This is a genomic window from Neorhizobium galegae, from assembly GCF_017877135.1.
GTDB lineage: Bacteria > Pseudomonadota > Alphaproteobacteria > Rhizobiales > Rhizobiaceae > Neorhizobium > Neorhizobium galegae_A.
The window spans coordinates 18,154-38,632 of record NZ_JAGIPH010000005.1 but is presented as its reverse complement, the minus strand read 5'-3'; the positions used below and the strand labels follow the sequence as shown (position 1 = coordinate 38,632).

Annotated in this window: 15 protein-coding genes; 8 read left to right on the top strand and 7 right to left on the bottom strand. The window is 59.8% G+C overall.

Going from position 1 to position 20,479, the window contains the following annotated elements:
- The first annotated feature begins 196 nt into the window (after positions 1-196).
- Together J2858_RS15340 and J2858_RS15335 are read left to right on the top strand one after the other, a co-directional pair.
- Positions 197-1,036, top strand: a complete 840-nt coding sequence (locus J2858_RS15340) for a DNA adenine methylase (RefSeq protein WP_210106034.1) — start codon at positions 197-199, stop codon at positions 1,034-1,036.
- A gap of 630 nt (positions 1,037-1,666) precedes the next feature.
- Complete coding sequence (locus tag J2858_RS15335; RefSeq protein WP_210105703.1) at positions 1,667-2,971, top strand: DNA cytosine methyltransferase; 1,305 nt, start codon at positions 1,667-1,669, stop codon at positions 2,969-2,971.
- On the opposite strand, the gene J2858_RS15330 is transcribed toward J2858_RS15335, so the two are convergent.
- A complete protein-coding gene (locus tag J2858_RS15330) occupies positions 2,852-3,796 on the bottom strand; it encodes a response regulator (protein ID WP_210105702.1) in 945 nt (314 codons plus the stop codon). The genes J2858_RS15335 and J2858_RS15330 overlap by 120 nt on opposite strands.
- On the bottom strand, positions 3,793-6,117 hold the full coding sequence (locus J2858_RS15325) for a sensor histidine kinase (protein ID WP_245366282.1): 2,325 nt from the start codon (positions 6,115-6,117) through the stop codon (positions 3,793-3,795). The genes J2858_RS15330 and J2858_RS15325 overlap by 4 nt, the downstream gene beginning before the upstream one ends.
- Here J2858_RS15325 and J2858_RS15320 point away from each other — a divergent pair.
- Complete coding sequence (locus J2858_RS15320) at positions 6,082-6,834, top strand: very short patch repair endonuclease (RefSeq protein WP_348635497.1); 753 nt, start codon at positions 6,082-6,084, stop codon at positions 6,832-6,834. The two genes, J2858_RS15325 and J2858_RS15320, sit on opposite strands and share 36 nt — an antisense overlap.
- Before the next feature lie 763 nt (positions 6,835-7,597).
- On the top strand, positions 7,598-9,514 hold the full coding sequence (locus tag J2858_RS15315) for a methyl-accepting chemotaxis protein (protein WP_245366271.1): 1,917 nt from the start codon (positions 7,598-7,600) through the stop codon (positions 9,512-9,514).
- 119 nt (positions 9,515-9,633) lie between these two features.
- Here J2858_RS15315 and J2858_RS15310 read toward each other — a convergent pair whose 3' ends face one another.
- From J2858_RS15310 to secA, 5 genes are all read right to left on the bottom strand, one after another.
- Positions 9,634-10,653 carry an acyltransferase family protein gene (locus J2858_RS15310; protein ID WP_281067740.1) on the bottom strand — a complete coding sequence of 340 codons (1,020 nt, stop codon included), beginning with the start codon at positions 10,651-10,653 and terminating at the stop codon, positions 9,634-9,636.
- A gap of 157 nt (positions 10,654-10,810) precedes the next feature.
- Positions 10,811-11,011: a hypothetical protein gene (locus tag J2858_RS15305; RefSeq protein WP_210105698.1), complete on the bottom strand. Its 201-nt coding sequence runs from the start codon at positions 11,009-11,011 to the stop codon at positions 10,811-10,813.
- A gap of 188 nt (positions 11,012-11,199) precedes the next feature.
- Positions 11,200-12,441, bottom strand: a complete 1,242-nt coding sequence (locus J2858_RS15300) for a GNAT family N-acetyltransferase (protein WP_210105697.1) — start codon at positions 12,439-12,441, stop codon at positions 11,200-11,202.
- 67 nt (positions 12,442-12,508) lie between these two features.
- The gene (locus J2858_RS15295) at positions 12,509-13,936 is read right to left on the bottom strand and encodes a lipopolysaccharide biosynthesis protein (protein ID WP_210105696.1); all 1,428 of its coding nucleotides are present in this window, start codon (positions 13,934-13,936) and stop codon (positions 12,509-12,511) included.
- A gap of 174 nt (positions 13,937-14,110) precedes the next feature.
- Positions 14,111-16,819: a preprotein translocase subunit SecA gene (gene secA, locus J2858_RS15290; RefSeq protein WP_210105695.1), complete on the bottom strand. Its 2,709-nt coding sequence runs from the start codon at positions 16,817-16,819 to the stop codon at positions 14,111-14,113.
- A 262-nt stretch (positions 16,820-17,081) separates the two neighbouring features.
- On the opposite strand from secA, the gene J2858_RS15285 reads away from it, so the two are divergent.
- The 4 genes from J2858_RS15285 (at position 17,082) to mutT (ending at position 20,438) form a co-directional block, all read left to right on the top strand.
- Positions 17,082-17,924: a peptidylprolyl isomerase gene (locus tag J2858_RS15285; RefSeq protein WP_210105694.1), complete on the top strand. Its 843-nt coding sequence runs from the start codon at positions 17,082-17,084 to the stop codon at positions 17,922-17,924.
- Positions 17,925-17,990: 66 nt separating this feature from the next.
- Positions 17,991-19,226, top strand: a complete 1,236-nt coding sequence (argJ, locus tag J2858_RS15280) for a bifunctional glutamate N-acetyltransferase/amino-acid acetyltransferase ArgJ (protein WP_210105693.1) — start codon at positions 17,991-17,993, stop codon at positions 19,224-19,226.
- On the top strand, positions 19,207-20,013 hold the full coding sequence (locus tag J2858_RS15275; protein ID WP_210105692.1) for a GNAT family N-acetyltransferase: 807 nt from the start codon (positions 19,207-19,209) through the stop codon (positions 20,011-20,013). The genes argJ and J2858_RS15275 overlap by 20 nt, the downstream gene beginning before the upstream one ends.
- Positions 20,010-20,438, top strand: coding sequence for an 8-oxo-dGTP diphosphatase MutT (gene mutT / locus J2858_RS15270; RefSeq protein WP_210105691.1), 429 nt, complete (start codon positions 20,010-20,012; stop codon positions 20,436-20,438). Before J2858_RS15275 ends, mutT begins: the two co-directional genes overlap by 4 nt.
- Positions 20,439-20,479: the final 41 nt, after the last annotated feature.

Genomic DNA, 20,479 nt, shown 5'->3' with positions numbered 1-20,479 from the left:
TGACACATCGGTGGCCGGAAGGGGTTTTCCTTTCCGGCTAAGGTCTGCCGCCCGGGCACGGGTGGTCGCAGCCGTCATGGCTGCAACAGCGGGTTCTGATTGGCGTCGTACCCCGCTCGACAATCGCGAACGATCATTGCCGCACCCGCTGCCTGCGCAGGCCGGGGCGGTTTGTCAGAAAATATGGTCGTACACAATGCAAGATAGCTTTCACTTTTCCGAGGTTCGTCCCGTCTCTCCTCCTGCTGCCTATCTCGGTGGCAAGAAGCAACTCGCGGCGCGGATCGCCTCGATGCTCGAACAAATCCCCCACGATCTCTATGCTGAACCCTTCACCGGCATGGGCGGCGTGTTCTTCCGTCGTCGGCTTGTGCCGCGTGCCGAAGTCATCAACGACGTGTCCGGTGATGTCACCACGCTGTTTCGCATCCTGCAGCGGCACTATCCCCAGCTCATGGATGTGCTCAAATTCCAAATCACATCACGCCGGGAGTTCGAGCGCCTGGCGTCGCTTGATCCGAGCACGCTCACCGATCTGGAACGGGCTTCGCGGTTTCTCTATCTGCAGAAGCTTGCCTTCGGCGGAAAGATCACCGGCCGCACCTTTGGCGTCGATACCACGGGCGGCGCCCGCTTCAACCTCACGCGCCTGGCACCGATCCTCGAGGAAGTTCACGAACGGCTTTCCGGCGTCGTCATCGAATGCCTGGACTGGCGCAAGTTCATCGACCGCTATGATCGCCCCGGCACCATGTTCTATCTCGATCCGCCCTATTACGGCTGCGAGAACGACTATGGGAAGAACGTCTTCAGCCGGGATGACTTTGCCGAGATGGCCGAGCGCCTAGCCTCGGTCAAAGGCCGCTTCATGATTTCCTTGAACGACACGCCGGAGGTTCGGGAGATCTTTGGCCGCTATCCGATGGCGCAAGCGGCGCTCACCTACACGATCCGTGGTGGCGCCGGCAAAGAGGTGGGGGAGGTGATCATTATGGACGGCAGGCACCCGTCGATTGCAAACCTGCCGCTGATTTGATGTGCGCCGATTGACGATTCATCGATATTAGAACAAAAGAAGAACATGAAGCACCGGCGCGGGATCAATCTTCGGCCTGACGATTACAGCCGTATTGTCTTTGACAGGCCGGCGACCTTTGAGACTGTGCCGGAATGGTATGTGTTGCGGGCGGTCTGCAGCAGGTGCGGGAGGAGCGGCGGTGTTGACCGCCGGGCGCTGGAACGCCGGTTTGGCTCCACGAAGCAGCTTGAGGAGATCCGGTTGAAGCTGAGGTGTCGCAATTGCGGGAATGTCGGGACGAATGAGTGGGTGATGACCAAGGCGGCGCGGTAGTGGCTGATTGGGATGCGTCGCCTATGGCGTTGCGACTGAATGGCGGCTTCGCGCTTTCATGTCAGTCGTAGCGTTCATCATTGCCTGCAGCCGAATGCGGAAGCCACCGGCATAGTGTAATATCTCCTGCGCGCCAGAATCGGTTACGGTTGCCATGTCATAAGTCATCCATGGCAACCTTGAACAACAGCCGCCTACGGGATCTCATATTAACCAGTGAGAAACCATTGACCTGCTACTTAAGTCACTGGCTTCGTACAGGTTCAGGCGAGCTTTGTCCTGGACACTCTAGTGCTAGTATGAGATGCTGGAAGAATGAGTCCAACCTGCGTTGATCTTTTCGCCGGATGCGGCGGGCTGTCGCTCGGCCTCGGAGCTGCAGGGTTTTCTACGCTGTTAGGCGTGGAAGCTCATGCGGATCCCTTCTCGACGTATAAACTCAACCTCCTCGATCGTAAAGGCGACAGGCATCTGTGGCCTTCGTGGCTTGAAAAGCAGCCTTGGAAGGCCGAGGAGCTACTCCGTTGCCATCGCGACAAACTTGCCGAACTCAAAGGATCTGTGGATCTCGTCGCAGGAGGTCCTCCATGCCAGGGCTTCAGCATGAACGGCCTCCGGCGTCCTGACGATCCACGGAGCCAGATGGTAGACGTCTACTTGGATTACGTACACCTTCTGCGGCCGCGTTTGGTTTTGCTTGAAAACGTAGTCGGGTTTCAGTCGATGAAGCACCGCGCTGGTGGCACCTACCGCGACTACGCAGTCCGTGAGTTGGTTCGTCTAGGATACGACTGCTGGACCGACGTCGTCAGGTCTTCTGACTGGGGGGTGCCTCAGCGTCGGCCGCGTTTTGTTCTCATTGCAGCCTTGAAGGGTACGCTTCCTGGCATTGACCCAATCCAGAGGCTGAAGGTTGCCCGCCGGGCGTTCCTCCACGAACGCGGTCTCGGGCCAGGAACCACCGACAGCAAAGCGGCATTGTCGGATCTTGAGGGTCTCTCAGACCTACGAGCAGACAAGGAATGGGGAAGCAAGGGCTTTTTTGCCCTGAGCAGAGCGGCGAAGGCGAAGACACCGTACCAGTCGCTCATGCGGCTAGGCAGCCGAGGTCAGCCGGAAGATCTGCGTTTGCCGCGCCACGGGGCAGCAACCGTTCGGCGTATGCAGGAGATCCTCGACAACTGCGAGCGCGGCGTATGCCTGCGACCGCAGGATCGGGCGCGCCTTGGTATCAAGAAACGGAGCACCACTGCACTGGATCCGAACGACATCGCTCCGACGATCAGCACCTTGCCCGACGATCTGATACATTATTCGGAGCCTCGCTCCATGACCGTTCGTGAACACGCACGGCTGCAGTCGTTTCCGGACTGGTTCTCGTTCCGTGGGCCGTATACGACGGGCGGATCTCGCCGGAAGGATGCGTGCCCCCGCTATACTCAGGTGGGAAACGCAGTGCCGCCGCTGCTCGCTGAGGCACTGGGAGAGACGTTGATCGGCCTACTTGCGGTCCAGCAGCAGAACCAGATCGCTCATTTCCCGGATAGCGTCGATGTGCGTCGCAAATCCTCGCCTGATTTCCGCGAAATCGCCGACGCTGATCTCGTCGCTACCTTGTAGAACCCATCCATCTTTGCCTTGGACCTCGGTGACGTGCCCAAGGATATTCCGCTTCTTCAAGACCATCTTGTCGTATTTGGCATTCATGTTCCTGAGTTCGCGAAGTCGGTCCACCTGATCCTCTTCCAGCCCGAACGATGCCGGGTTCGAGGTGACTATCTGGGTCAGGCGACGGAAGTGCTTGAAGAGCTTTGTGCTGTCAATTGCGCGGGTATCGAAGCGTTCCTGCATGCCTGATGGTACGGCGGCCTCATACTTCCCTTTCATCTCGCTCAAGAATGTGAAGACGTCGTCGTCCATCTCTGCCACCTTGGCCGCGCATTTCGGCTCGCGTAGCGTCATCCTTAAGACTGCGTTTTTCATCAGGTCGTCGCATTCCGCAACGACCTTCATTGCAAGTCCCCGCATGCCGGACAACCGGTCAAGGGCTCGCGCAGTTTGATCGATTAGCGTGCCGGTCCGTTCGATGAAACGATTTCGGTGACTGCAGTAAACGCCTTCAACCTCTTTCGCTGCGATCAACTTCCGCAGTTCAGCCTCCTCTACGCTGCCAGAATAGAAGAGTATGGTGACCGAGGGAAACAGTGCTCTAACAGTCGGAGCGAGCTCGTCCCCGTTCTCGTTTTTGAGGCGATAATCGAGAAGAATTAGGTCGAAGCGATGGTACAGGTTGTGGAGTCGTGCCAGTTCATCGATGTCGCTGCTATTAGGGATGACGTGGATCCGCGCGACGAAACCTGCCTCGTAGATGCGACGCCTAAGGCTAGATTCTTCTTCCGGGCTGAACGAATCCTCGATCCAGAGGATGCCAAGATCGAGGTTCATGCATCCTCCGCTGGGATCACAATTTCGAAGTCTGCTCGGGTTCCATCTCCTACCAGCGCGACGCTTCCATTCATTTCCGCAAGGATATGGCGCACGCTGTACAGACCCAGTCCGGTTCCCGTCGTCGAGCCAGAATAACCTCGCTCAAACAGCTTGGTTACATCTACCCGCTGGGTATCGATCCCAAGCCCGTCGTCACTGACGATGATCGCAATCGCTTTCGAACCTTTTGCCGAAGCCTTGAAGTTAACTTTGGTAGCCTTGGCTTTTCTGGCGTTATCCATCAGGTTGTCGATCAGCACGGCTATATCTACGGGAGAAAACTCTCGCTCGAGCGTCAGGTCCGAAGCATCGAGGGCCGCTTTCGGCATTCCGGGGATCCCTGCGACACGTACATTGAGGTACTCGTCAAGGAACCGAAGGAGGTCGCCGCTCATCTTGTCGGTCTGAAGATCGACACGGATGTTGGGGGCAAAGGAGAGCACTGCGCCAAGCCTGTCGCTAGACAGGTGGGCGCCTGCAATAGAAGCCGATGCTCTTCGTGCCGACTGCCTAACGGTCGCAAGCAGGTCCGCGACTTCCTCGCTGTCGACCTCTCCTGTGGTCGATGCGATGGAAAGCACGTTTCTGACTTCATGGGCAGCGTTCGTAATTGCCGACCGAATATGGCCGAGGTGGATGATAGCTTGGTGCATCAACAGCTGTACCCGCTCCACATCTACGTCTCGGCTGCTGCCGAGAAACCGCGCCTGCTGTTCAAGCCTCGCGATCATCGCGTCGGCGCGGTTCCGCTCTTCGACAGCCCGTTCGGCCTGCTGGCGTGCTTCCAGACGCGACGATTTCAGTTCTTCGATGCGTCGCCGCGCGTCCTCGATCTGCCTCAGGAGCGACGTGTCGCCCCGACGCTCCGCCAAGTCAGACATTGCCTTCAGTGCGCTGTCCGTTATCTGGTCAGGATCATCCGATATCCGGACGATCTCCTTGTCATAGTATATGACTTCCACATCCTTGGAGCGAGCTAGTCCCCCGATGATCGAGAGGATCCGATCGCGCGACGTGTCGTTCTCGAGCCCTTCAGGAGTATCGCGGTTCTGATCGAAGGAGTCCTTCCAGTTCACCCCGACGACATAGCGCTCGAGGCGCAAGATCATGTGTTTCAGGATCGCCTCGTATAGAGCTCGACTTCGGGCGTCCTCAACCAAGCCGGCGTCACGGCTCGATACCTCGCGGAATACCTTGGGCCTGGCCGTAACGTCAACGCGACCGATGATGTCGCGGGTTCCGAGGTAGCGGGACGTACCTTGCTGTTTCCGCCGGTTCAGTCCAAGCGTATCGTCGAACTCGTCCCCGATAGGGGAGATCCGGAAGCGGTTGAGGAACAGGAAAACGCTGCCGAACTCTACCGGGCGAACCCCCATCCGTCCCGTGAATGTCTTTTTTGCAGAGCGGTTGAGGAAGAAGATCTGTCCCTCGACCTCGCAATCCTCCAGCTCTTCGTACGGCGAACGTTCCCTGATCTCATAGATTTTTCTCCCGCGGTCGAAAAGAATCGTACTTATCTGTCCGTCCGCGATCGTGACCTCGATCCTGCTAGTCTTTTCCCGGAGGAGATCGGCTATCTGATTTCCGACAGGCCCGTCGACGTCCTTGATCCGGATGTCGGTTCCATCCACTAGCCACGTCGAGACGGCGACGTTGGTGGTGGTGCCGAACGGATCTATGAGCTTTGCCAGGTCTTTCCTGAGCCTCTTGATACGTTCAATATCCCATTCGTGACGCGTATCCCTTATCAGTAGGACCGTACCGTGCTCACTTGGTGTGGAGGCGTTCACGATTTCGGGGAATGCCGCAATCCGGTCGATCTCCACGGTTACGTCCTTGAATTCCTTTCGGCTGCTCTGCTCGAATCGCGTCCAATCGATCGAAAGCATTTCGACTCTCGCTTCCCCCCGCACTCGAGAGTAGAGCGACAGCTTCTCTCCGAGAGTGTCGCAGGCGAAGCGGCCGATACCCTTGCTGCCGGCATACTGGCCAGCTGACCTGATCTTGTCGCGATAGGAGTCTGGCTCCGACTGTGCCTTTTCAGAATACGCGACGAACAGCCACTTCGTCTTGATGTCGTTCTGCGTCATCCCTTTGCCGTCATCAACAATCGCAATTGTGCGTTCGGAAGGATCGAATTCGATATCGACCCGCGTTGCTCCGGCATCGAAAGAGTTCTTTACAAGCTCGAAGATCGCAATGAACTCGTTCGTCACGAGGTCACGCCCAATGATGTCCTTGAGGTGCGAGCTGATTCTGAAGGTTTCTTTGATCAACATTCGATCCTTATACAAGAGAATCACGGACGCGCGAGAGTGTGGAACACTTCTCGACAAAGTTTTGTCGTAATCCTATTCGTCGAAGTCAGCATCTATTTCCAGACTTTTGACAGGGTGCTTAGGGTAGATTTCTTGAATGCCGCCGAGAGGTCCCAAAGAATGTCAAGGATTCGTTCGAAGGATACGAAACCTGAAGTTATTCTTCGACATTCTCTGCATGCTCGGGGCCTGAGATGCCATCTTGACGGCACTGGTCTGACCGGAAGGCCGAACATCGTATTCTCTCGGCGCAAGGTTGCACTTTTCGTACACGGATGTTTCTGGCATGGCCATGGAGGCGCCGTCGCTAACATACCGAAAACAAATTCGGAGTTCTGGCTCGCAAAGTTTGAACGAAACAAAGCTAGGGACAAGAGGGTGATTGATGAAATCGACAAGCTTGGCTGGCGGCCGATGGTGGTACGGGAATGCGAAATCATCACGAAACAGGCACTGGAACTGAGGTCGAAAACTCTCGACCAAGTGATCCGAACTGCACCGGTATGGTACGGCGAATCAGCGATGATCTTGGGTTGTCGTAATGTTCGCTGGATTGTGCAACGAGCCGATAAACGATCACCCGACCTCAAACCTGATCGCGGGCCACTTTCTGAGCTGCACACTGTTTCTACTCCGGCTGCGCAGAGATCGAGCGAGTCCGACACTCAGCATCCATAATCAGAGTGAGATTAACCACTTCCTTACAGGCTGCAATGAGGTCGGTAGATTAAAGGTGGCTATGTCGCCGCTTCCGGCGAAATCGGCCAGTCCGCATCCGGCCCCATTCGCGACATTCAAGCCGATGCAGTGAGGCGTATTGTCGGTCGCAGTTTTATCGAAGGCGCAGGCTTATGGCCGAGATAGGGCTTTCGGTCTTGCGGCTGGTTTGACCGAGAACCATTAACTAGTCCTGAATCGCGATCGATAATAATCTCAGGTGCGGTAGGTTGTGCAGATCGTTGAAATAATCCAACTGCCACGGTATGGCGGTGAGGGATGCTCAAGCACCTGAAATCACAGTCGTATTCTACGGCGGCACGGGGCACCACTGTTGGCTTTTCTCCCAATCCAGGCTGACTAGAACTATGCGCTCGCGCTGCCTATGGCGTGTGCTCGCGAACCAGAATCACCGGCCGTTCCTTGCACGCAGCCGGTCGGTCGCGTCTCGTTTTCCCGCCGTGAGCTCTGCCTCGTCACGACAGCGACGAAGTTCATCTATTGCGTGCATATTCCGGGTTGAAGGGCGCGTCAGGCAACTCCTGCGACAGGACACCATGATTTATGCACGATGAGATCTGCTAGTTCGAAACCGTGAAAGTAAGCACGGCCTTAACCGGTAGTAACATATGATATTTTAGAATGCGTGCGGATAAGGACCCGGCGCTTTCCGCGCCACGCCACAGACACTCATATGGAATATCAAATGATGATCTTCGACAATATGAAAATCATAACTAAGATTTCGACCGCCATCATCAGCCTGATTGCGGTGAGCCTGGTGGTTGCATTCGTCAGCTACCGCTCCAGCTCCGTTCAGGCGCAGAATGCCGATATGACGGACCATACGCATGTCGTCCTGTCCAAGGTCTCCAACATGATGTCTGCCATGGTGGACCAGGAAACCGGGATGAGAGGCTACCTGATTGGAGGGGATCCGAAATTCCTCGAGCCGCAGATCGCCGGCGAAAAAGCCTTCAAGCAGAACCTCGCCGAGGCCCAGCAACTGACGGCGGACAATCCTGCCCAGCAGGCTCGCCTCAAGGAGGTGGCTTCCCTTGCCGAAACCTGGGCTGCCAAGGTCGTGAAGCCGGAAATGGAATGGATGAAGGACCCGTCCACCTGGGACAAGGCCCGCCAGGTCGAAATTTCGGGTGCCGGCAAGACGTCGATGGATGGCATCCGGGCCAAGGTGAAGGAACTGGCCGACGCGGAACTGTCTCTGCTGGGAATCCGCAAGGCCGCAGCCGATGATGCTGCCGAGATGGCTCAAGCGTCTGCCTTGATCGGCGGTATTGTCATGCTGCTTCTGTCGGTCGCCGGCCTGCTCGTTCTTAACCGCTCCCTCGTCAAGCCGCTGCGCAATCTGAATGCCTGCATGCTGGTGCTTGTGAACGGCCAGAACAACGTGGAGGTGCCCGGCCGCGGGCGCAAGGACGAGCTGGGCGATATGGCCGCAGCCGTCGAAACATTCCGCCAGACCGCCATCAGCAAGCTGGAAAGTGATCGCCAGGCGGCCGAGTCGAGAACATCGTCCGAAGTGGAACGCGCGCGTGTCGCGGAAGCCGAGCAGGCCCGGGCCGCTGCCATGGCCGAAGCAACAGCCGGTCTGGCCGAAGGCTTGAAGAACCTCTCCAACGGCAACCTCACCTTCACCTTGTCACGGCCGTTTGCCACCGATTTCGAGGGTCTGCGCCACGACTTCAACACGGCTGTCGCGCAATTGCGCGAGACGCTCCACGAGGTTTCGATCTCGACCGGCGCAATCGACGCGGGCTCACGTGAACTGAGCGGCAGTGCCAATGACCTGTCGCGGCGCACGGAGCAGCAGGCAGCTTCGCTCGAGGAAACGGCAGCAGCTCTTGATCAAATCACCGCAAACGTGACGAATTCGGCCAAACGCACCGAAGAGGCCCGCGCTGTCGCCATGGACGCCAACAAGTCGGCTCGCCAGTCCGGCGAGGTTGTGGCCACCGCCGTCAATGCGATGCAGCGCATCGAGCAGTCTTCGAACCAGATCTCCTCGATCATCGGCGTCATCGATGAAATCGCCTTCCAGACCAACCTTCTCGCCTTGAATGCCGGCGTGGAAGCGGCGCGCGCCGGGGAAGCCGGCAAGGGCTTTGCCGTCGTTGCCCAGGAAGTGCGCGAACTGGCGCAGCGCTCCGCCCAGGCGGCCAAGGAGATCAAGGATCTCATTCGCACCTCGGCCGGTGAAGTGGAAAGCGGCGTCAAGCTGGTTACGGCGACCGGCGAAGCGCTGAAGGTGATCGAGGAGCACGTGGTGTCGATCAACACGCAGTTGGATGCGATTGCGACCTCTGCGAAGGAACAGTCGGTTGGTCTTGCCGAAGTCAACACGGCCGTCAACCAGATGGACCAGACGACGCAGCAGAACGCCGCCATGGTGGAAGAGGCAACCGCTGCCACAACGAAGCTTGCCAGTGAAGCCGACAAGCTGCGCCAGTTCGTCGGGCGCTTCCAGCTCGAAGGAGGGGCTTCCAGCGGGCGCGTGGCTGCCGTTTCGCCATCTGTCCGTCAGGCTCCGGTCGCCTCGCCTGCGCGCAAGCTGGTCAACAAGATCTCCCGCAGCCTGGGTGGCGGATCTGCCGCGACGGCCGAGAGCTGGGAAGAGTTCTGATCAACGGCTGCGGGGCGGATGCTGTCTGCCCCGCAGCTTTCTTATGCATTTCGACGTGACGTTCCCTCCGTGCGGCGGGTTCTACTAACGCGGGGCGTTGGCTTTGGTCCCCGGAAGATTCAATCTCGTCCTTGTCGCCTTTGCTCGGGATGATCTTTCTTCTGGGGCAAGAGGACTGTCCTGATCAGGCGGCCACCGGGCCGCTCGATGAACACGTGTGACATCGCAGCGATCCATACGGCACCTGAAATTCCAAGGAGCCAGACTGCCCATGATGGTGTGCCTGCCCATGCCAGGAAGCCGATGAGCGGCGAATGAAGCAGATAAAGGGAGAAGGAGATATCTCCCAACCAGCGCGTGACGGAGTTTCCGAACAGGCGCTCTGCAGCCGAAGAACTTTGAGCGCACCATACGAGGGTACAGACCACGATCATGCACATAGGATCACGCCAGGTATCCAAAAGGGCTGGCGGCTCAAGGCCAAACAGCGGTCGCATCTGGGGCAGTGAAAGCCAGTAGAGGGCGAGTGCTCCCATAAAGAGCGGGCCGGAAAATTTCTCTGAAGGAGGGTTGATCAGCCGGATGGTCACGCCGAACAGGAAATAAGGAAGACATCTGACAAGCGTTGGCAGGGCATCCGCCGAGACCGACAGGCTCAGTATGACCGCAGCAATTGTCAGGGTATATATCGCGATCGGCATATGAGACAGAGCCCATATGATGAGGAACAGCACATAGAACTGGATCTCAACAGGCACCGTCCAGATGATGCCATCTCCCCTTATGAACATGAGATGCGACAAAAGGTTGCCGGTCGTGACGTTATACCCGTAGAGCTGATTTTCTGTCACGAGACCGAAAACGAACGCGACAACGATCACCAAGACATACAATGGTAATATTCTTGCGGCGCGCCGAGTTGCATATCTGCCCGCATGCTGCCAATCCAAAGGCTCGCCCGCGTGGTTGTGCGCCATGAGGAAGCCGGAGAGAGCAAAAAAGAGCATCACGCCAAGTTGCCCGGCACCGTTGCCAAGAGGTTGAACGAGTTGCGTCAAGTTTGACAGGTGAGAAAGCAGCACGGTCAGTGCCGCCATTCCGCGTAACCCGTCCAGCGCTGCGATGCGTGCTCCCGACAAGATCGTCCTCCGGAGGGTGGATGTATCATCTGGGTGCGCTTGTGGCAGAGCAAACGCGCATCGTCTACCGGTCAGTTATGTCGGTGCGTCCTGGTCCCGGGTCCATGAACCTGCGGATCATGGCAGGAGCGTCCAAATGCGCTCCTTCTTCATTCCTTCAGCTCTGCGCGCCCAGAAGTTTCTGGCGTACCTGTTCGGCCGTGCCGCGGACGTAGAACTGGAAGTGGCTGCCGTTATGGGGAATGGCAAGGGCAACGACCGTGACCTGATCCTCGAACCGGGCGACATAGACCACGTGCTGCGGGTTGATATAGATCTGCTGATCGTGGGTGTTCTTGAAGCTGATCAGGTCCCTCATGGTGTATCCTCAAGCTGTCGTCTTATAAATTTCCGGCAGAATTTATGCTGCCGGCTTGCCTTCGCACACCATGCCGATGGCGGGAGATGCCGGCTCGCGTGCGCGCGGTTCAGGCGATGGCATTTCGATATCAGAATGACCTGCAAAAACCGTTAAAGTGCTGAGGCTGCGCCGCCAACGCCACAGGATCATTCGTCACGGATCCGCAATCCGAGGATCTTTTCGCGCAGCAGGCGGGCCACGGAGCGGGTGTTGCGGTAAAGGTGCAGCTGTGTTGCCACCTGGCGGGTGTCGCGGTCGAGGCTCTCCTGCAGGCCGATCACCAGTGTGCCCATGGCTTCGCGCTCGCGCCAGAAGCGGCTCATGATCGGATGGTCGGATGCCGCACAACTGTCGGAGCGGGTGATGTTGGCATCGTCCAGATGCCATTCCGTGAGCTTCATCATCAGGAGTTTGCCCGGAGAAAAGCCCGCATAGGCCTCATCATACGCCGTCTTCCAGGTATAGGCGTCGCCGGCCATCAGGAAGACGACGAGCGAGGCGATGGCGCGGCCATTAAGGTTCAGCGTATGGATGCGCACGGCATCCACTTCGGCAAGGTTGCCGATGGCTTCACGCGCAAAGGCTGCGTGGTACCGGTCATTGATCAGAGCGGAGCGCTTGCGTCCCTTCCATCCGCTGGCTTCCAGGGCGAGAAACTCTTCCGTGCCGCGTCGGATATCCGCCGGCTGGCGGGCAACCTCATGCGTCAGGCTTCCCGTGGCCGAAAGTCTGCGCCACTGGCGCCGCATGTCGCGCAGGTGGTGCGGCGACAGCGCCTGTTTCAGATAGGCCTCGCCATCCAGTTCGCTGTGCAGCATCGGGCGCTGATAGGTGCCGGTGACGGTGACCGGCAGGTTACGGCCAACGGCGACGGCCCGGATCAGCTGGGCGAAACGACCGTTGAGCCTCAGATCCGGCAGCACCAGAACCTTCGGCAGCCCGGTGTCCCGGCGCCCTAAGGCATCGAGAAGGTTGTCGAGTGTTTCAGCCGCGCCCTCGGCATCGACGAGCGGCGTCCCCAGCGGCCCGAACGGGTTCGCCCAGGCGCGAAGGATCGGCGCGCCAAGGGCAAAGCCGGGCTTTTCGACGGAAAATGGCATGAGAAAGCGCATGCGGCTGGAACGCTCCCGCTCGTCGCGGATGAGCGCCAGCTGGACCTCCCGATCTTCGACACGCGGCATCGCAGGGGCAAGCAGGCGGCCGGAAAAGAAGACGTTTGGCTCCATGACCCGGTTGGACAGGAAATCGAGTTCCTCCTCCAACTCGTAGCCCATATGGCCTGGATAGATTGCAAGCGTGCGACCGGCACGCGCGGTGTCCATGGTGATCGGTGCTGCGGGACTGTCCAGCCGTCTTTGCGGGGCAGCCATTTTGGAGGATGCAGGCATGCCTTGTCCCAAGGACTTTGCCGTGTTCGGCGCGGCCTCTAACAGAGGTTTCGTCAGCGGCAGATGCTCAGCCATGATCGTCCGGCCTTTCCTGTTGAAGCGGCGCGTTGATTGGTCGTGCAAAGGCGAAAATCACGATGCCGAGCGTGTGGCGCACTGCGATATGCAGCAAGATCGCCTCAAGGAGCATGGCAGAGGCGGTCGCCGTTGCAGCCCCCAGCAGGCCGAGAGGCGGGATGAGGGCGACGTTGAGGATGATGCAGGCGGCAAGCACGGTGCCGTAAAGCATCACGCAGAGCGACTGCCGTCCCGCCATGTTGAGCAGGACTTCGCCCGGCCCGACACTGGCTTTCGCCAGAATGCCGCAGAGCAGCACCAGCATCAGCGGGTAGCCCTGCGAAAAGGCCGGCCCGAACATCTGCAGCAGCAAGTGGCCAAGGGCTGCCACGCCAAGGCCAACGGCAAGCGCCGGCCAGAAACTCCACCGGGCCGCCTGTCCCGCGAATGTGGCAAGCTCGCCTCTGTCACCGGTCGCCATGATGGCGGAAAAGCCGGGAGCGGCGGCGGCCTTGACGGAAAAATACACGAACTGCACCAGCGCGATGGTCTTGGCCGCCGCATAATAGATCGCCACTTGGTCCGGCGGCAGGTAGAGCCCCACCACCACCACATCGGAATTGGTGAGCAGGAAGCCGATACCATCGACCAGGAAAAGGGGAAGCGCAAAGCGCGTCCAGGGGCGGACGTCAAAGGCCAGGGCACCGGAGCCGAGATGGCGGCGCAGACGAAGGGTGACGCGGATGAACTGGACGAGCGTCGTGAGGTAGGTTGCGGCAAGAGCCGCCATCATTGCGGTTGTCGCATTGCGGGGCTCGCCAAGCCGGATGGCAAGCACCATCAGAGCAAGGATCAGCAGCGGGCGGATGATATAGGTGGGGCTGAGCGCCATCACCGCCCAGCCATTGGCGCGGGCCGTGCCTTCCAGAACGTCGCCAAGGGCGATCATCGGCAGGGTAAACAGGCCGAGAAACACCGGTATGCGCCAGTAATCCGCGACGGCATTGTCGAAAAGAGCAAGGAAGGTAAAACCGACGCCTGCCAGCAGGCTTGCCGATAGAAGTGCAAAGACCCGCGCTGACCAGTTGAGGCCGCGGACCAGGTCATCTTCACCCCGTGCCTGATGCTGCGGCAGGAAGCGGATGACGGTGGTGTGGAAGCCAAGGCAGGAGAGATTGCCGAAGACCACGACCAGCACCCAGACGAAGGCAAAGATGCCGTAATCGAACTCGCCCATCAGTCGCGCCATGACGATCTGGGCGACAAAGGCGATGGCGGCGCTGAGAACACGGATGAAAAAGGCAATGAGGGCCATGCGTTGGGCGCGTGCTGTCTCATCGCTGCCGGCAAGGATCGGCTCCAGACCACGCAGCACGGGTGACAGCCGCGTCTTTACGCTGAGCGGCAGCAGTTTCTGCGCTGTGTCGATGACCGTCATGAAGGGCACGTTCTGCTCGGGCGGGGATCCGGCCGGCATCATGCGGTTGCGACCGTTAAGAAACGATTGCGCCGGCTCGCAGCCAGGCCTGCTTCCCCCGGCTTTGATCCCCTCATCCACGAAAAAGGCCGCCCCGAAGGGCGGCCGCGATGGTTTGCAAAGGGAAGGCTGGTTTCAAGCGATCAGCGCGCCGTGGCAGTGCTTGAACTTCTTGCCGGAGCCGCAGGGGCAAAGCTCGTTGCGGCCGATGCGACCCCAGGTGGACGGATCGTTCGGATCGCGATCCTCGGGCGCCGTGAAGGGGGCGAGCGCTGCCATTGCAAACTCGTCCTCGCCGGTCGTCGCATCCACATGGTGCGCCTCCATGACCTGCGGCGGTTCAGGCGCCGGCGGCGTGTCGCGCACCAGTTCGACGCGCATCAGTTGCGACGTGACGACCTCGCGCATGTTGGCGAGCAGCGCCTGGAAGAGTTCGAAGGCTTCCGCCTTGTATTCCTGCAGCGGATCGCGCTGTGCATAGCCGCGGAAGCCGACGACGGAGCGCAGATGGTCGAGGTTGACGATATGTTCGCGCCAGAGATGATCGAGCGTCTGCAGGAGCACGGAGCGCTCGACATAGGTCATCACTTCGGGGCCGAAGCGTTCGGCACGGTCCCTGGCGGCGGCATCGGCAGCTGCGATCAGGCGCTCGCGGATGTCGTCCTCGGCAATGCCTTCTTCCTGCACCCAGTCATGGATCGGCAGGTCGAGATTGAGCAGGCGCTCCACACCTTCCTTCAGGCCATTGGCGTCCCACTGTTCGGCATAGGCGCGCTCGGGGATATGCTTGGTCACCAGCATGTCGATGACTTCGTGGCGCATGTCGGTGACGGTATCGGTGAGGTCCGGCGCATCCATCAGCTCGATGCGCTGCTCGAAGATCACCTTGCGCTGGTCGTTGGTGACGTCGTCGTATTTCAGAAGGTTCTTGCGGGTGTCGAAGTTGCGGGCTTCGACCTTCTTCTGGGCCCGTTCCAGCGCCTTGTTGATCCAGGGGTGGACGATCGCTTCCCCTTCCTTCAGGCCGAGCTTCTGCAGCATCGAATCCATCCGGTCGGAGCCGAAGATGCGCATCAGGTCGTCCTGCAGAGACAGGTAGAATTTCGACCGGCCCGGGTCGCCCTGACGACCGGAACGGCCGCGCAGCTGGTTGTCGATGCGGCGGCTTTCGTGGCGTTCGGTGGCAATCACGTAGAGACCGCCGGCTTCGAGCGCCTTTGCCTTCAGCTGCTTGACCTCTTCGCGGATCGCCGCTTCCTTGGCATCGCGCTCCGGACCGGGTTCCATGCCCTCCAGCTCGCGCTCCAGGCGCATGTCGATATTGCCGCCGAGCTGGATGTCGGTGCCGCGGCCGGCCATGTTGGTGGCAATCGTCACACCGCCGGGAACGCCGGCCTGGGAGACGATATAGGCTTCCTGCTCGTGATAGCGGGCGTTCAGAACATTGAAGTTCTCAAAGCCGTCGTTGCGCAGCATGGTGGCGAGCAGTTCGGATTTTTCGATGGAGGTGGTGCCGACGAGAACCGGCTGGTTGCGCGCATGCGCGGCCTTGATCTCCTCGATGATCGCCTTGAACTTTTCCTCGCCGGTTCGGTAGACCTCGTCATCCTCGTCGATACGCTGGATGGGCAGGTTGGTCGGCACTTCCACGACGTCGAGGCCGTAGATGTTGGAAAACTCTTCCGCTTCGGTGGACGCCGTACCGGTCATGCCGGCGAGCTTTTCATACATGCGGAAATAGTTCTGGAAGGTGATCGAGGAGAGCGTCTGGTTCTCTGGCTGGATCTGTACCTTTTCTTTGGCTTCCAGAGCCTGATGCTGGCCTTCCGAATAGCGGCGGCCGGGCATCATGCGGCCGGTGAACTCGTCGATGATGACGATTTCCCCGTTGCGGACGATGTAGTCCTTGTCGCGCTGGAACAGCTTGTGAGCCTTCAGCGCGTTGTTGATGTGGTGGACGATCGCGACGTTCTCGACGTCGTAGAGCGATTCACCCTTCAGGAGACCCGCGCTGCGCAAGAGGTTTTCGAGCTTTTCGGTGCCGGCCTCGGAAAAATTCGCCGAGCGCTGCTTTTCGTCGATCTCGTAATCATCGGCCGTCAGCGCCGGGATGAAGGCGTCGATCGTGTTGTAGAGCTCGGAGCGGTCGTCCAGCGGGCCGGAGATGATGAGCGGCGTGCGCGCCTCGTCGACCAGGATCGAGTCCACTTCGTCGACGATCGCGTAGTTATGGCCGCGCTGCACCATCTGGCCGCGGTCGTATTTCATGTTGTCGCGCAGATAATCGAAGCCAAGCTCGTTATTCGTCGCATAGGTGATGTCGCAGGCATAGGCGGCGCGGCGCTGGTCGTCGTCGAGGCCATGCATGATGACGCCGGTGGTGAGGCCGAGGAAGCTGTACAGCCGGCTCATGATGGCGGCGTCGCGGCTGGCCAAGTAGTCGTTGACGGTCACGACATGGACGCCCTTGCCGGAGAGCGCGTTGAGATAGACCGGAAGCGTGCCGACGAGCGTCTTGCCTTCGCCGGTCTTCATTTCGGCAATTGCGCCGTCGTTGAGGATCATGCCGCCGGTCAGCTGCACATCGAAGGGGCGCATGCCGAGAACGCGGCGCGAAGCCTCGCGCACGACGGCAAAGGCCGGCACCACCAGATCGTCCAGCGTCTTGCCGTTGGCGAGCTGCTCGCGGAACTCTACCGTCTTTGCAGCAAGCTGCTCATCGGAGAGTGCCTTCGTCTTTTCTTCGAGCGCGCCGATCGCCTCGATGCGGGAACGATAGGCACGGACGCGGCGGTCATTGGCCGAACCGAAAAACTTGCGGGCTATCCCACCGAAGCTGACCATACGAGTGGTCCTTTCCAAACTGATGTGGCATCCCTCGAAAGTATCGTCCGGCAGGTTGATCTGCGCCCTCTATTCGACAGGCAAAATACAAACGCCGGCCCGGAAACTCTTCTGGACGCGAAGTAGCGTGACAGATAAGAGGGGGGTCGAATGATGTCAACGGCTCCCGCCGTTACAGAATGGCCACAATCCGGTGTTTCTGACAGTGTTCCGGCCGGTCTCGACATCCGGGGCCGGTGCCCAATTCGAAAGGTAGTTCCTTATGTTTCGCCATAAATTCCTCGCGACTGCCGCCGTGGCCGTGGCCGTCTTTTTCCAGGCGCCCGCCTTTGCACAGGCCGATGCCGTGGTCGCCAAGGTTGGCGGCGTGGAAATCCATCAGTCGGAACTGGATGCGGCCATTGCCAATCTGAGCCAGCAGTACCAGCAGATGCCCGACGACCAGAAGAAGGTCGCGGCACTCTCGCAGATCATCGACATCAAGCTCGTCTCGAAGAAGGCCGAAGAAGCCGGTCTTCAGAACAGCGACGACTTCAAGAAGCGGATGGCCTTCCTGCAGGAGCGCGAGCTGCACAATGCCTATCTTCGCCAGCAGTTCGAGACGCTGAAGCCGGAAGAGGTCAAGGCCCGCTACGACAAGGAAGTCGCAGCCATGCCGAAGGAAGAGGAAATTCACGCCCGCCACATCCTGGTGAAGACCGAGGATGAAGCCAAGGCAATCATCAAGCAGCTCGACGAAGGCAAGGACTTCATCGAACTGGCCAAGGCCAAGTCGGAAGACACCAGCAAGTCCGACGGTGGCGATCTCGGCTACTTCACCAAGGGCCGCATGGTTCCGGAATTCGAGGAAGCCGCCTTCGCACTCGACAAGGGCGCCTACACGAAGACGCCGGTAAAGTCGCAGTTCGGCTACCATGTCATCAAGGTGGAAGACAAGCGTGACGCCCAGCCGCCGGCCTTCGACCAGGTGGAGCCGCAGGTTCGCCAGATCGTCATGCAGGAAAAGTATTCTGCCATCATCGATGCGGCCAAGGCCGACCAGAAGGTCGAAATTGTCGACGAAACCCTGCGCAAGGGTTATGAAGACATGACCAAGGGCGAATAAGCCGCTTTCGATATTTCATCAACCGGCCCGCATCTGCGGGCCTTTTCTTGTCCAGGTTTTTGCCAAATGTCCGCCACCGTTTCCCCCCTTGCTCCGAAATCCTATCCCGACATGCCGGCCGTGAAGGGCCTGCGCATGGCAACGGCTGCCGCCGGCATCAAGTACAAGAACCGCACGGACGTGCTTTTGATGGTGTTCGATGAACCGGCATCGGTGGCGGGCGTGTTCACGCGCTCGAAATGCCCTTCGGCACCGGTGGATTTCTGCCGCGCCAACCTTGCCAATGGCAAGGCGCGCGCGGTTGTGGTCAATTCCGGCAATGCCAACGCCTTTACCGGCGTCAAGGGTCGGGCCTCGACGGAACTGACGGCGAAATCGGCGTCCGAAGCCGTCGGTTGCGATGTGGGCGAAGTCTATCTCGCCTCGACGGGCGTCATCGGCGAGCCGCTGGATGCGACGAAATTTGCGGGCGTCCTGGGTGACATGCAGGCGGCCGCAACCGGCGATTTCTGGCTGGAGGCCGCCAAGGCGATCATGACCACGGATACCTATCCGAAGGTTGCGACGCGCACCGCAGACATCGGTGGCGTCACCGTCACCATCAACGGCATCGCCAAGGGCGCCGGCATGATCGCGCCGGACATGGCGACCATGCTGTCCTTTGTCGCAACGGATGCCGATATCGCCCCGGCCGCCCTGCAGGCGCTGCTGTCTGAGGGCGTCGGCCCGACCTTCAATTCGGTCACCGTCGACAGCGATACCTCCACCTCCGACACGCTTCTTCTGTTTGCAACCGGTAAGGCCGAAGGCCAGGTCCGGGTGGAAGCGGCGGACGATACGCGCCTGGATGGCTTTCGCGCCGCCCTCAACGACCTCCTGAAGGACCTGGCGCTCCAGGTCGTGCGCGACGGTGAAGGTGCGCGCAAAATGGTGGAAGTCACCGTCACCGGTGCCGAGAACGATGCGGCTGCCAAGCGTATTGCGCTCTCCATTGCCAATTCTCCGCTGGTCAAGACGGCCGTTGCGGGCGAAGATGCCAATTGGGGTCGTGTGGTGATGGCTGTCGGCAAGTCCGGCGAGATGGCCGACCGCGACCGTCTGGCGATCTGGTTCGGCGACGTCAGGGTTGCGGTCGAGGGCGAACGCGATCCGGCCTATTCGGAAGCGGCAGCGACGGCTGTCATGCAGCAGGAGGATATCGTCATCCGTGTCGATATCGGCCTTGGCCAGGGAACAGCAACCGTCTGGACATGTGACCTCACGAAGGAATATGTCGCCATCAATGGCGACTACCGGAGCTGAACTTTTGATGCAGGCAATTTCTCCCCACGGCAATCTTCCGCTTGTCCGGCGTCTGGAAGCTGTCGGCTTCCGCGCCTGGCCGGCGGCCTCCGTGGTCTATGACGGCAGCTGGCAGGTGCGGCTGACGGGCGGGCACCCGTCCAAGCGGCTGAACTGCCTTGTGCCGCTCGATCCGTCGGATCATCGCGACGTCGACCTGCGCATCGAAAAGGCCCGCAAGCGGTTCGAACACTATGGCCGCCCGCTGCTGGTGCGCGAAACGCCGCTGTCGCCAAAACCGCTTCTCGACCGGCTGGCCGGCCAGGGATGGCGACCGTTCGAAACGGTCAACGTCATGGTGGCGGATCTGGCGGGGCTCGAACTGCCCGACACGCTCGGCCACCTGCCGAGCCATGACATCGGCCGCTATATCGATGCCTCGCTTGCCGTTCATGGCGAGGATGCGTCGCTGAAGCCGGCGCTCGCCGAAATCCTGTCGGCGATCAAGCCGGTCAGCGGCCTTTTCATTGCGGAAAATCCCGGCGAAGGCCCGGTTGCCGTTGCGCTCTGCGTACAGGATGCGGATCTCGCCGGCATCCTGTCCTTTGCCGTTGCCGCCGACCGCAGGCGGCAGGGGGCGGGCACGGAAATGCTGACGGCCGCCCTGCGCTGGGCCCGTATCAGTGGAGCCCGCACCGCCTGGCTGCAGGTGCATGACGACAATGTTGCTGCGCTTTCGCTCTATGGCCGCTTCGGTTTTCGCCAAGCCTACCAGTATCGCTACTGGCGCCAGGAGACCGGCGCATGAGCGGGGTCGACGAGACGCCAAAGCCTCGCTCCATTCTTCTGGTCGCCGCTTGCGCGCTGATCGATACGGATGGCCGCATTCTTCTGGCGCAGCGTCCTGAAGGCAAGAGCCTTGCCGGCCTCTGGGAATTTCCCGGCGGCAAGGTGGAGCCCGGCGAGACGCCGGAGGAAACGCTGGTGCGCGAGCTTCACGAGGAACTGGGCATCGTCACGCGCGTACCCTGCCTTGCGCCGCTCACCTTTGCCAGCCACACCTATGAGACGTTTCACCTGCTGATGCCGCTTTACGTTTGCCGGCGTTACGAGGGTATACCGGCGGGTCGGGAAGGGCAGGCGCTGAAATGGGTGCGGCCCGCGGCCCTTCGCGATTATCCCATGCCGCCGGCCGACGAACCGCTTATTCCCTTCCTGCAGGACCTGCTCTGAGCCTCCGGCGGATCCCGTAAAAGCCAGGCGTTGCCATTTAT

Excerpts from the sequence above, each read along its gene's own strand:
- J2858_RS15285 (WP_210105694.1), top strand. The coding sequence starts at position 17,082 with ATGTTTCGCCATAAATTCCTCGCGACTGCCGCCGTGGCCGTGGCCGTC.
- J2858_RS15340 (WP_210106034.1), top strand. The coding sequence starts at position 197 with ATGCAAGATAGCTTTCACTTTTCCGAGGTTCGTCCCGTCTCTCCTCCT.
- J2858_RS15275 (WP_210105692.1), top strand. The coding sequence starts at position 19,207 with ATGGCGACTACCGGAGCTGAACTTTTGATGCAGGCAATTTCTCCCCAC.
- J2858_RS15335 (WP_210105703.1), top strand. The coding sequence starts at position 1,667 with ATGAGTCCAACCTGCGTTGATCTTTTCGCCGGATGCGGCGGGCTGTCG.
- mutT (WP_210105691.1), top strand. The coding sequence starts at position 20,010 with ATGAGCGGGGTCGACGAGACGCCAAAGCCTCGCTCCATTCTTCTGGTC.
- J2858_RS15295 (WP_210105696.1), bottom strand. The coding sequence starts at position 13,936 with ATGACGGTCATCGACACAGCGCAGAAACTGCTGCCGCTCAGCGTAAAG.
- J2858_RS15305 (WP_210105698.1), bottom strand. The coding sequence starts at position 11,011 with ATGAGGGACCTGATCAGCTTCAAGAACACCCACGATCAGCAGATCTAT.
- J2858_RS15325 (WP_245366282.1), bottom strand. The coding sequence starts at position 6,117 with ATGTTGATCAAAGAAACCTTCAGAATCAGCTCGCACCTCAAGGACATC.
- J2858_RS15315 (WP_245366271.1), top strand. The coding sequence starts at position 7,598 with ATGAAAATCATAACTAAGATTTCGACCGCCATCATCAGCCTGATTGCG.
- argJ (WP_210105693.1), top strand. The coding sequence starts at position 17,991 with ATGTCCGCCACCGTTTCCCCCCTTGCTCCGAAATCCTATCCCGACATG.
- secA (WP_210105695.1), bottom strand. The coding sequence starts at position 16,819 with ATGGTCAGCTTCGGTGGGATAGCCCGCAAGTTTTTCGGTTCGGCCAAT.
- J2858_RS15300 (WP_210105697.1), bottom strand. The coding sequence starts at position 12,441 with ATGCCTGCATCCTCCAAAATGGCTGCCCCGCAAAGACGGCTGGACAGT.
- J2858_RS15330 (WP_210105702.1), bottom strand. The coding sequence starts at position 3,796 with ATGAACCTCGATCTTGGCATCCTCTGGATCGAGGATTCGTTCAGCCCG.